At 54.9% G+C, this 10,997-nt stretch carries 18 protein-coding genes; 2 read left to right on the top strand and 16 right to left on the bottom strand.

Features of this window, described 5'->3' with window-relative positions:
• The coding region (locus R6U90_RS12725; RefSeq protein ID WP_410353061.1) for a hypothetical protein at nucleotides 1-248 on the bottom strand (248 nt) is incomplete at its 3' end.
• A 159-nt stretch (nucleotides 249-407) separates the two neighbouring features.
• The gene (locus R6U90_RS12720) at nucleotides 408-1,316 is read right to left on the bottom strand and encodes a cyclic nucleotide-binding domain-containing protein (protein WP_410353060.1); all 909 of its coding nucleotides are present in this window, start codon (nucleotides 1,314-1,316) and stop codon (nucleotides 408-410) included.
• A 208-nt stretch (nucleotides 1,317-1,524) separates the two neighbouring features.
• On the opposite strand from R6U90_RS12720, the gene R6U90_RS12715 reads away from it, so the two are divergent.
• Nucleotides 1,525-2,964 carry a rhomboid family intramembrane serine protease gene (locus R6U90_RS12715; protein WP_410353059.1) on the top strand — a complete coding sequence of 480 codons (1,440 nt, stop codon included), beginning with the start codon at nucleotides 1,525-1,527 and terminating at the stop codon, nucleotides 2,962-2,964.
• Here the strand turns inward: R6U90_RS12715 and R6U90_RS12710 are convergent.
• The 14 genes from R6U90_RS12710 to R6U90_RS12645 form a co-directional block, all read right to left on the bottom strand.
• Nucleotides 2,949-4,388 (bottom strand): hypothetical protein, encoded by a 1,440-nt coding sequence (locus tag R6U90_RS12710; RefSeq protein ID WP_410353058.1) that lies wholly within the window; start codon nucleotides 4,386-4,388, stop codon nucleotides 2,949-2,951. The two genes, R6U90_RS12715 and R6U90_RS12710, sit on opposite strands and share 16 nt — an antisense overlap.
• 345 nt (nucleotides 4,389-4,733) lie before the next feature.
• The gene (locus tag R6U90_RS12705) at nucleotides 4,734-4,943 is read right to left on the bottom strand and encodes a DUF3565 domain-containing protein (RefSeq protein WP_410353057.1); all 210 of its coding nucleotides are present in this window, start codon (nucleotides 4,941-4,943) and stop codon (nucleotides 4,734-4,736) included.
• The gene (locus R6U90_RS12700) at nucleotides 4,936-5,418 is read right to left on the bottom strand and encodes a YajQ family cyclic di-GMP-binding protein (RefSeq protein ID WP_410353056.1); all 483 of its coding nucleotides are present in this window, start codon (nucleotides 5,416-5,418) and stop codon (nucleotides 4,936-4,938) included. The genes R6U90_RS12705 and R6U90_RS12700 overlap by 8 nt, the downstream gene beginning before the upstream one ends.
• Nucleotides 5,419-5,574: 156 nt before the next feature.
• Complete coding sequence (locus R6U90_RS12695; protein ID WP_410353062.1) at nucleotides 5,575-5,994, bottom strand: YcgN family cysteine cluster protein; 420 nt, start codon at nucleotides 5,992-5,994, stop codon at nucleotides 5,575-5,577.
• Nucleotides 5,995-6,022: 28 nt separating this feature from the next.
• Nucleotides 6,023-6,502, bottom strand: coding sequence for a DUF2244 domain-containing protein (locus tag R6U90_RS12690; RefSeq protein ID WP_410353055.1), 480 nt, complete (start codon nucleotides 6,500-6,502; stop codon nucleotides 6,023-6,025).
• Nucleotides 6,503-6,505: 3 nt separating this feature from the next.
• Nucleotides 6,506-6,784: a PilZ domain-containing protein gene (locus R6U90_RS12685; protein ID WP_410353054.1), complete on the bottom strand. Its 279-nt coding sequence runs from the start codon at nucleotides 6,782-6,784 to the stop codon at nucleotides 6,506-6,508.
• A 147-nt stretch (nucleotides 6,785-6,931) separates the two neighbouring features.
• The gene (locus R6U90_RS12680) at nucleotides 6,932-7,162 is read right to left on the bottom strand and encodes a hypothetical protein (RefSeq protein ID WP_410353053.1); all 231 of its coding nucleotides are present in this window, start codon (nucleotides 7,160-7,162) and stop codon (nucleotides 6,932-6,934) included.
• Nucleotides 7,163-7,355: 193 nt separating this feature from the next.
• Nucleotides 7,356-7,712 (bottom strand): PilZ domain-containing protein, encoded by a 357-nt coding sequence (locus R6U90_RS12675; RefSeq protein ID WP_410353052.1) that lies wholly within the window; start codon nucleotides 7,710-7,712, stop codon nucleotides 7,356-7,358.
• A 270-nt stretch (nucleotides 7,713-7,982) separates the two neighbouring features.
• On the bottom strand, nucleotides 7,983-8,315 hold the full coding sequence (locus tag R6U90_RS12670; protein ID WP_410353051.1) for a TraR/DksA family transcriptional regulator: 333 nt from the start codon (nucleotides 8,313-8,315) through the stop codon (nucleotides 7,983-7,985).
• Nucleotides 8,316-8,388: 73 nt separating this feature from the next.
• Nucleotides 8,389-8,715: a PilZ domain-containing protein gene (locus tag R6U90_RS12665; RefSeq protein ID WP_410353050.1), complete on the bottom strand. Its 327-nt coding sequence runs from the start codon at nucleotides 8,713-8,715 to the stop codon at nucleotides 8,389-8,391.
• A 182-nt stretch (nucleotides 8,716-8,897) separates the two neighbouring features.
• Nucleotides 8,898-9,191, bottom strand: a complete 294-nt coding sequence (locus R6U90_RS12660; RefSeq protein WP_410353049.1) for a hypothetical protein — start codon at nucleotides 9,189-9,191, stop codon at nucleotides 8,898-8,900.
• Between the two features lie 106 nt (nucleotides 9,192-9,297).
• Nucleotides 9,298-9,657 (bottom strand): hypothetical protein, encoded by a 360-nt coding sequence (locus tag R6U90_RS12655; protein ID WP_410353048.1) that lies wholly within the window; start codon nucleotides 9,655-9,657, stop codon nucleotides 9,298-9,300.
• Nucleotides 9,650-9,853, bottom strand: a complete 204-nt coding sequence (locus R6U90_RS12650) for a hypothetical protein (RefSeq protein WP_410353047.1) — start codon at nucleotides 9,851-9,853, stop codon at nucleotides 9,650-9,652. Before R6U90_RS12650 ends, R6U90_RS12655 begins: the two co-directional genes overlap by 8 nt.
• 18 nt (nucleotides 9,854-9,871) lie before the next feature.
• A complete protein-coding gene (locus R6U90_RS12645; protein ID WP_410353046.1) occupies nucleotides 9,872-10,372 on the bottom strand; it encodes a GlcG/HbpS family heme-binding protein in 501 nt (166 codons plus the stop codon).
• A gap of 107 nt (nucleotides 10,373-10,479) precedes the next feature.
• On the opposite strand from R6U90_RS12645, the gene R6U90_RS12640 reads away from it, so the two are divergent.
• Nucleotides 10,480-10,866, top strand: a complete 387-nt coding sequence (locus tag R6U90_RS12640) for a hypothetical protein (RefSeq protein ID WP_410353045.1) — start codon at nucleotides 10,480-10,482, stop codon at nucleotides 10,864-10,866.
• Nucleotides 10,867-10,997: the final 131 nt, after the last annotated feature.

The following is a 10,997-nucleotide window of genomic DNA, read 5'->3' as shown; positions in this document are numbered from 1 at the left end:
AAGTCCAGGCTTTCACCGCGCACCTGCAGCCCAACGTGAGTCAGAAAATCATCCTCGCGGACCGCTTCGTCGTGATCGGTAAACAGTACACCGAACTCGGTTTCCAGACGACCGAATTGCTGCCCGAAGGCCTCGGTAGCGTAGGAAAAACGTGCGGCCTCACTGCCCAGATAAGCTTTGATGGCTTCGGCGCTGGCGGTGCTGCTGGCAATCGCCAGGACGATGAACGGAATGATTCTGCTTGGCATGGTGCTCCCCTGAACTGGCTTGTTGCTATCTGTCTAAAATCGGAATAACCGGGATGTTAACGGGATTCCCCGCGAAATAATAGCATTTTTACTCTGCTCACACAGCGCCAGAAGCACGCTAAAACCGGCCCGGCTGGTAGCCGGAAGAACCCGCTGAAATCACTCGGATCGATCGATCAGATTCTGGATGCGCGTCAGCGCCTCATCCATTGCTTCACGCGAGTCGAACAGTTGGCCCTGTTCGGCCGTTTCGGCGTGGCGGTTAAACGCGATCATATCCAGTCGGTCACGGATTTGCGGGTTCTCCTGGATAAACTGCAAAAACGGCTGGCAATCGACCCGGATGGCATCCACCCGGGTAACAGCCGTCACGGTTGCCGCGCACGGTGCCCCGGTCAGTAACGACCATTCACCCAGATAGTCACCAGTGCGTAACAGGGCAAGATTCATGGCTTCGTTGCCGACCTGATGAGTGACCCGCGCCGTGCCGTAGATAATAATATACAGTGCCTCCCCCGCCTCACCTTCACGTACGATGGTTTCGCCAGGGGGAATACCCATCAGGGAAGAATGTTCGATCAGCGCACTGAGACGATCGGCCGGCACATAGCGAAACAGGGCTACGCGCCGCAGAGCGGTATCCGTAATCCGTTGTTTGTAGCGTTTGATTACCCCACGATACAACTCAGAACGGCTATTGATCACTCGCTCCAGAACATCACCGGGGATCTCCAGCAGGACGGCAGGGCGACTGACGCGGACCGCCGAAATCCGGGGCAGATGGAACAACGCGGAGATCTCGCCAAACAGTTCACCCCGCCCCAGGCGAGCCAGCACCGTCCCTCCCTGCTCTGCGCTATCGAGAACCTCCACTTCGCCGATCACAAGGATATAAACCCGGCTATCAACCTGATTCGGGCGACAGAGCAACTCGCCCGGTGCTGCGCTGCGCACAATGCCAAAATCGAGCAGCAACTCCTTTTCGTCCTGCGTCAGTAATTCCCCGAACGCATCCTGACGTTCGATCGCCTGCTCGACGGTTTCACGCAATTGTCCTTTACCTTGCATTTCTCCTCCTGAGGCATACCAGCGACCCGCGCGGTATACGGCTGATTACAACATTAGTAAAGTTTAATGATCGACCCGGAACCCGTCCGGGAACAGGAAGCCTTTCACAGTTTCCATTTTCAGTTAGCAGCTGGCAAAATACCCCGATGCAAAATCATGCCAATGTTGCCCTTTCCACCACGATCGACTAGCCGGGCGTTCCCCCTGTATGTTTATTCCATTGGACAGGAAACCGGAATGGCGCAATCCCCCGCTGGTCACGTTGCTGTTGATCCTGGTCAATGTGCTCTGTTTTACGCTCTGGCAGGGAGACGATGAACATCTCGAGGAACAGGCGTATAACTACTACCTGAACTCACAACTGCCTGCCATCGAGCTGCCACTTTATCGCGCATATCTGGCAGAGCGGGGCTTCGATGCTCAGCTCGATCGTCAGGCCGAAGATGAAGTGCTGTTATCCCGCCTGTTGACCGATGGTGAATTTCAGCAGCAGTTAAAAAAAGGCAAGCTGGTTTCACCTCGACATCCGCAATATGAGACCTGGCAGAAACAACACCGGATATTCCAGAACCATCTCGAACAGATTGTCACCTACCGTTTCAGTTTCAAGACAGCCGAACCGTCCCTGACGACCCTGTTTACCCATATCTTTCTGCATGCCGACTGGGGCCATCTGATCGGCAATATGATCTTTCTGTTTTTGATCGGTTTCAGCGTGGAGATGACGCTGGGACGAGGTGTTTATCTGTTTGCCTATGTGGTCGCGGGGGTGAGCTCCGGGCTGTTTTACTGGGGACTGGAACCCGACAGCCTGATGTGGAGTGTAGGAGCCTCGGGTGCCATCTCCGGATTAATGGGCATGTATACCATACTGTTCGGCCGGCGGCGTATCCGCTTTTTCTATACCTTGCTGTTTTATTTCGACTTTGTTCGGGCCCCTGCCATCATTTTGCTGCCGATCTGGCTGGGCTATGAAGTGATCACCCAGATCTACTCACCGAGTAACATCAACAACATGGCGCATATTGGTGGACTGTTGAGTGGCGCACTGATCGGCTATGTCGCCCTGCGTTTGGGCAAGGCAGATATGGACTATCTCGATCGCGAGGAAAAACAACAGGCCTATCTGACACACTACCAGCAAGGACTCGATTATGTCGCCCGCATGGAACTGGACAAGGCGCGACGGATCTTTACCGAACTCTACCAGGACTATCCCGAACAGCCGGAAGTTATCGAACAGTTGTTCAATATTGCCAGACTCACCCAGGATCAGGGCATTCACGATTATGCAGTCAAACTGCTGGGCACGGACCACGCCAAAAACATGCCGGTACGCCAGTTACGGGACACTTTTATCGCCTATGTCGAGCAGGTCCAGCCCCATGTTCGTCTCGGTCCCGAACAATTGATGACCCTGGCATTGCGCTTTGCCGCCGGTAGCTTTCTGGAGGATGCCGAAAAGATTGTCCTGTATCTGACAACCCGCAAAAGCGACTTTGTCCGCAACCCCGAAGGGCTGATGGCACTGGCCAGTCATTATCAACGGAACAACAATCGCAACAAGGCTGAAAAATATCTCCATATGCTGATCGAATGTTATCCCGACAGTCTGGAGGCCAGTCATGCCCGTCAGGCACTGGGCTGACTTGCCCCGGCCATGCGTTCGATAACCTGACGATACGCTTCCACATCCTGTTGTAGCGGATGATCGGGAAATTTCGTTTTCAGAAAATCGAGCACCTGCAGCGCCTTTTTTTCCTCGCCGAAGTACTCGAACATGATCCGGGCGACCAGCAGATAGGCTCCGGGTATCCCTTCATAGGCCGGGAATTCCTTGTGCAGGTTATTCAACAGGTTCAAAGCCGCACGGGACTGCCCGTTGCTTCTGAGCAGCTCGGCCAGTTCATGGCGGTCCCGCGCGCCGCCGGGTTTGATACTCGGAGCAAAATGAGAGGCCTCAAGATACACCCGCATCGCCTCGGACGGTTTCTCGCTGTGGAGAAGACGTGCGACATAATCCGCGCTGTGCTGTGTCAGTCCTTCCCGGTTTTTGGTGGCGATATAAAACCGGTGCAGCTTTTCCCGGGCGACGAATTCACCGGGATTATCTTCAATTGCCTGGATCAGTCGTTGCTCTGCCTCGGTGGTTTTACCTTCCTGCAACAGAATATCGATATGCCGAAAGCGGCTATCACCGGATGCCATGTTTGAGGCGGGCATTTCTGACTCAAGATATTCCTCGGTTACCCCATGCCCCAGCTGTTCGTGAAATTGATAAATCACATATCCCATCATGTTATACATAATCAGAATAAAATACATGCTGATAAAATTACTGCTCGCAAACCAGAGGCTCTGCGGCAAAACCGTTAACAACAACTCGCTGGCAATCGCACCACCACTGAGCAACAACGCCAGAAAGAAACACATAATGAAATAGGAGGGTCCGATACGCTTGATGGTAACCAGCAGCATCAATGGATTAACGGCCCTGAAGAAACGGTGCTCGACGGCCAGCACCATGATGGCGGCGGGAAAGATTGCCACGGATAACAACACCATCAGAACAAAGGGTCCACTGCCAAGATTCACCAGCACCTGATAATTGAGCACCCCGAGTAATATAATCAACAGTAGCTGTTTAAACGGCAATTCCAGCTCATCGGTTATCACGCTGCCGGTTACAGGACGAGGCTTGAGATAACCCTGGGCGGTGTCTTCAAGAATGACAAAGGCATACTTGTAAAATACCACGCTAATTGCCAGCATGAATAACAGCCCCATCAATGAGCCGGAAGCCAGCAGTGTGCTCAACACGGTCAGGACCAGCATAAACAACAACGGAACGGGGTGGGCCGGGAACAGGAAAAACCGGGGGATCCGCTGCCAGAACGGTCGGATCAGGTTGCCGGCCCCCAGGGAAGTGCTACGTTGCCCGCACAGTGGGCAGGCCGGTGCTTCCTCCTCCTTATCGGGGCTGATACAACTCGTGCAAAAATCAACCCGACACGGCTGACACTGCCAGCGGGCCGGTATAGACGGATGATATTTGCAAAAGACCTTTTCCATAAACAACAGCGCAAATCCTCGCGCTACCCCGATAAACCATCATTATTATCGCCCGGCCAGGTAAATCGACTCTGGCACCCCATGAGCGGCGTTTTATCCCTTGCTTCAGGCAGATAAAAAAAAACCTCCCCACTCAGTGCTCAACGGGAAGGGCTCAAGCGAAAGATGGCTTGAAAGTGGAGCTGTCACTCATGACACACGGCAATCAGGAAACCGGTCCTTTAAAGCTAGCCCCCGGCCACCTGCCTTTCAAGGCCCTTCCCGAAATTTCTCCCCGCCACTTAGTGGCGTTATTTCTAGCTACCTTGGAGCTTTGTCCGGCAAGCAATTGAATTATATTGTACTTTAGCTGTTTCTTATGTTCTTCTGACAATCCCGGCAGGGAATCACATACCCGATCATACTCTGTCTGCCGGTTTCACTCACCACCCAGGGTCGATTCTGCCAGGGGGGACGATGACGTACATGACGGCGATGGCCACAGGAGAGTTCGGCAATCCAGTCGCCCTCTTCATCCTGCACAAAACCGGAAATGCTGACCAGAGACTCAGTCACGGAAATTGGTGAACTGCAGCGGCATCTCCAGATTGGCCTCCTTGAGCAGCGCCATCGCCGCCTGCAAATCATCGCGCTTTTTGCCGGTAATCCGCACCTGCTCACCCTGTATCTGGGTCTGTACCTTGAGCTTGCTGTCCTTGATCAACTTGACGATTTTCTTGGCCAGGGCCTGATCAAGGCCTTCTTTCATGGTCACGTCCTGGCGCACCTGCTTGCCGGCGTGCTCGACATTGCCCGGTTCCATACAATCCAGATCCACGCCCCGTTTGCTGAGTTTGTTGCGCAGAATATCCAGCATCTGCTTGAGCTGAAAATCGGCATCGCCATGCAGGGTCACAGTTTTATCATTCATTTCAAACTTCGCCCCGCTGCCTTTGAAATCAAAGCGGGTCGAAACTTCGCGATTGGCCTGGTCCACTGCGTTAGTGACCTCGTGCATATCGATTTCGGATACCACATCAAAACTGGGCATGCCGGCTCCTTGTCGTCGTTTACTGCAGGATGAACGACGATTTTATGGAGCTGTTGCTCCCAGGTCTACCCCGGAAAGACAGCCAGACCAGACCGGGGGCTGAATCTGCCAGCAGGCGATACTCTCCACCCCGTTACACCGGTTGGAAATACCGGCTCATCGCTCACTCTCCCATTCATGCCAGTGAATAATATGTTCTTCATATTGTTCGGGATGAATATAGGCTTCGCTAATCACCTTACCTTCAATCGCGATACCCGCCCGGGCCACCGTGTCCGGATCACCGCTGATCAGCGGATGCCATTGTGGTAACGGGCGACCCTCGGACAGACGACGATAGGCACAACTGCCCGGTAAATGGTCGATCAAGTCCGGCAGGCTCTGCGGAGTCAGGGCCAGGCACTCAGGAACTTCAACAAGTCGGTTGAGGTAACAGTCACACTGACAACCGGGCTGCTGCAAATGCCGGCAAACGATATTGGTAAAATACAGCGCGCCACTGTCTACATCTTCCAGCTTGAGCAGGCAACAACGTCCACACCGATCGCACAGGGACTCCCATTCGGCCGTCGTCATTTCGGCCAGCGATTTATGCCGCCAGAAATCAGCCACGTTGCAAAAACGCGTTCAGATTGCGTACCAGGATACGCTTGTCACGATCCGACAAAAAGTGGCCCAGCTCCACTTCCTTATCGTGACAACGCAGGTGAATCTGACTGCTGTACCAGGGATGTGCGGGGGGCGTGACGTGCAGGCGGCACCAGTAACGGGGGCAGTGCCACTCCAGCACCGGATGGCGCCGCCCGCGTTGAAAACGAATTTCCTGATGATTGAACTGGATCACTTCCTGCACCCGGGTTTTTAGTGAAACATAATAGAGCAGTCCGAACAGGGCCATGACCTCGAGTCCGGCGAAGGGCAGAATCAGCCATGCCCCGGCCAGGGCAAAACCGATGGCAAACGAGAGACAGAGCAGTGCCGCCAGGCCGACAATCCAGAGGTTGGCCTTCCAGCTCGAAGGTGGATGGGGACGCAAAATAATGCAGCCCCGCTTCCAGCCGGTATCGTGCTCGACCTGTAACATCACTCACCGGTCGGCGAGAAAATTGACGCCGACCCGATAGCAGTGAGGGGTTAAATCCACGTGCCGGATCTCCGCCTGAACATTCATCTGGCGAGGATTTCCCAGCGTATTGACTTCAAACCGCAGCCAGACCTTTTCACCTATCTGGACCGGCCGCTCACTGAGCATCCCCATACCACTGAGGGAAAAATCCGACGACTCCAGTAACTGCTCATCACCCTCATCACGCGCCAGATAAACGCGGCGTCGAAACGGAATGCGCCGATGTTGTCGCTTTTCCATACCCCCTCCTGCTTCTGTAGCGGGTCGTCTGCTCTTTCAAGCATAGACGATTTTGTGAAGCGCACCCCGGGGGTTTATTCCTCCCACCGATCGAGCCCCCGGCCCTGACCGGGGTGATCGCGATCATTTTTTGCGCAAGCCCGGCGGTTACTTGCGACGATGTTCCTGATAATCGTGCCAGGGTTCCTCCGCAGGGGCTTCCACGGTGACATGCTCGCCGAGACGAAGGCGAAACCGCCGCGGCAACTCGGTGGAGATCCGCCAGTGACCATCGCTGTAATAAAAATAGAGCCCCTGGCCAGTGTCAAAATAGATCCCGCTGCGCGGGTAATAGCGATATTCCTGCTGCTGCGCCCGGCGGCCATGCGCCGGAGGCATGGGCCGGGAGCCGGGCCGCGGCGGAGGTACCGGCTCGCCCCACTCGGCTCCCACCTTGCCGCCCGTATTCTGGCAGGCAGCGAGCCAGGGCAGGAATAACGCCAGGCCGGTAAATTTGTATTAATCGATGGGTTCGTAACATGGAAGTTCCCTCCTGAAGGGGCCCGCAGAATTTTGTCCCGACGGCGACGGCTCAATGCTGCGTCGGATTCCAGTGTTCGCGCAACTCATCGATTTTGTATCGTCGTCCCTCGACTTCAAAATCCACAACGGTCAGGGCTATCCCTTCATCGCTTTCACGAATCACTTTCATGTTAAAAGCGATCTCGGGGCGGGCAGAATCGAGAAATTGCAGCTTGATATGTGCGCCGATCGGCAACCGCAGACGATGGCGCAGATCAACGAAGACACCGGTATCGGAAATATCCCGGGTGAGAGCTTCAATGACGCCAAAGGTAGAGTGACTGATTCGAACCCGGGCGGGTACCGACTTGCGGAACTGATCACGCTTCTCGCGAATATCAAAATAAGAGGAGAGTCTGACCATCATTCTCCGTTCATCCCGGCAATTCCCTGATACAGAGCTGAATTGTTTTTTTATCTGGCGGCAGATTCTAGCCTGACTGGCGGCAAAGCCCAAGTCCTGTCTGTGACAAGCGAGTCACACTGCCGGGAAATACCTGAAGGGCGTCAGGGAAAACCCTGTATTTACCCGTCCTGTCCGGGCCGGGCGGTCGTCGCCACCAGCAATACCAGCCCCGCCACCAGGACAACAATAATGATGCCTTCCAGATGTTCAAGAATAAAAGCCAGCATATATTCAGGCCGATTCCTGTTGTTCAGCGCAATCGATACACAGCTCGGCGTAGGGCAACACCTCCAGACGAGCCACGGCAATCGGTTTGCCGCAGGCAAGACACAGCCCATATTCGTCATGCTCGAGTCGCTGCAGTGCCTGGTCGATCAACGTCAGAATCTGACGGGCTTCTTCATCCAGCGCCGTGAGAACTTCTTCGTTTTCCAGCTCCACAGCCTGTTCTTCCGAATCGGCACTGGCGGGCAACTGGCTGTCATCGGCAATGGCCGCCACCCGATCGATCAATTCGCGCCGCTTGTTCAGCAGCGCCTGACGGTAATGCGCGGTATCAGACATAGTTGGGAGTTCCAGCTTGCAATGAATGGTTTCTCCACCGTAAGTCAGACTGCGGTAACGAATCAAGCATCGGTTATTTTTTCTTTTTTTTCATAGTATTGCGCAATTCCGCCATGGTGCCGCGCCGGCCCTGGTTTTCATAATCGAGAAACATCAACCCCATCCCATCGGCGTCAATACGAACCACCTGCATATTGAAGACAATGTCCGGTGCTTGAGACTGCGGCAGGATCATTTTCACCTGCTCCCCTTCCTGCAGAAGAGGCGGATGATCGGTCACGACATACACGCCACCATCGGAAATATCCCGGGTTGAACCTTCAGCCACATCAAAATTGGCGTGATACAGTCTGACCCGCGCATTGACCAGTTTGCGCTTGTAATAGCGGCGCTCTCTCATACACCTCTCCCACAATTCGGTACTGATTATTATTTTCTGTCAGGTTGAGCGGTTAACTCCGCCTTAACCCACATTTACATTATGAGTAAACAGCGTTACAGCCGCAACCTGACGGCCGGACAACCCTTTCGCCTACTCTATCGGCAAAACCAGGAAGAACTTTGAAAGCGGGCAGGGGCGGGCTAGTGCCAGTCGCCGGACGGGGTCTGCCCCTCGTCGATGAAGCGCAGTACCAGACCCTGCTCGTCCAGGCGCACGAAAGCCATGATGAAGATCACATCCAGGCAATCGGCCTCGAGCTGGAAATAGTCGCTGCCCAGATCGTAGCCATTGTGAGGGGGGATATCACCCCGCAGGCGTACCCCTGCGGGGGACCAGTCCTCGACCAGGCTGCGAAGGCAGCCCAGGGCCGGGTGATAGAGACGGGCCGCTGTACCGGCGCTGTGACGAACAAACTGACGACGCTCCTGTTTCATTTGCCACCTCCACAGGATGGGCCTGGAAGCCCGGAAATTTTGTGTGCGAGTCAATTTAGCTTAGCCCGCCGGCGGGAAAATACCAGCGGTCCGGGGCCCACGGCGGTTATTCAATCCACCAGCCGCTGAATTCGACCTTGCCCACCGGCATATGCTCGATATAGCGACAGCCCTTTTTGAGCAGGGTATAGCACTCGAAGGGTTCGATCTGGCGGGTATAGGAGCCGAATTCCTCCGGCACAGACAGATTCAGCTCGATGCCGCCTTCGGGCTGAACGAAAAATTGCAGACTGTTGCCCTTCTCATCGATAATCCCGAGTAGATTGCGCGGATAACCGAGAACGCCGCCCTGTAAAATCGTCAGAATCTGCTCCAGCGCCATATAGCGGGCCTCGTCGATAGAGACGAACTCCTCGGCAATATGATCCGTATAAAAACAGATATAACCTTCGACCTGCTCAGTCATGTGAACCCGTCCTGCCGCCGGCCCGGCGCTCCAGCTGATAACCGACCCACGCCAGAATCGCCCCGATAATCAGAAACAACACAGTCTGCCCCGAGGCCGGCGACAGCGACGCATAAACATACGGAGCCAGCAAGCGCCAGACGGCGAACAACGCCAGGATGCTGCCCAGCAGAAATACGAGACGGGCAAAGATCACAGCAGCCTCCCCGGCCAGTTACTGGATAAAGTCGAGTCGATCCTGCACCGCCTCAATCCCCCGGACCGCACACGCGGCATCGATATCCCCGCCCGGCGCGCCGCTGACACCAATGGCCGCGATATTCGTCCCTGCCGCCTGAATCGGTAGTCCGCCCTCCATCACCACAATCCCGTCGATATGATTGAGTTCCGGGCGAATATCCTGGCGGCTGGCGCGAAATTGTCCCGAAGGAATCCCCGCCATAATGACCAGATTGGCCTTCTCTTCGGCAATTTGCAGGGTAAAGCGGCTGGCCAGGGTATCGCGCATCGCCAGCTGGGTATTCCCGTTACGATCCACTACCACCGCACTGACCTGATAGCCCTTATCCCGGCATGCTTTGACTGCAGCGTCGGCAATCTCGGCAGCCAGATCCATGGTGATCCGTTTCACACTGACCACCCCATCAGCCTGCAACGGCAACGCCGCCAGCAGCAGGGCGCCCGCCAGGCAGCCACGATGTCGCCACGTTCTCATGCTTGTCTCCCGATAAATCTGCCTGAACACAGGCCCAATTTGGCCTTGCGCTGACAACTCTATCAACGATAATAGCCAGAATGCCACTTTAACTATCTGGATCCCCCATGCGAGCTCTTGTTATTCCCGCCAGCATCCTGCTGCTCTGTACTTTTTCACTTAACGCCTCTGCCGTCACCGACGACGAGCTGCGACAGGTCTCCGAAGTCTTAAACCAGCAGGCCCCGATGATGGTAGACCAGGAAACCCGCCTCGACGGTGCCGAGGCGGATAACCAGGTACTGACCTACAACTATACGCTGGTCAATTACACTGCCGCGGATATGGACAGAAACAAATTCACCCGGGCCCTGCGCCCGACCCTGCTCAAATCCGGCTGCAAGGCACTCGAGCCGTTGCTCAGCGAGGGGGTCGATGTTCAGTATGTCTATCGTGGCAAGGATAAAGGCGAGATCGCCACCCTGGGCCTGACCGGCGCCGATTGCGGACTCTGAAGGAAGTTCTGAGTTCTGAGTTCTGAGTTCTGAGTTCTGAGTTCTGAGTTCTGAGTTCTGAGTTCTGAGTTCTGAGTTCTGAGTTCTGAGTTCTGAGTTCTGAGTTCTGAGTTCTGAGTTCTGAGTTCTGA

The organism is Thiohalophilus sp. (genome assembly GCF_046483665.1).
Lineage (GTDB): Bacteria > Pseudomonadota > Gammaproteobacteria > UBA6429 > Thiohalophilaceae > Thiohalophilus.
The sequence above is the reverse complement of the archived record's forward strand: the minus strand, read 5'-3'. Positions and strand labels throughout refer to the sequence as shown.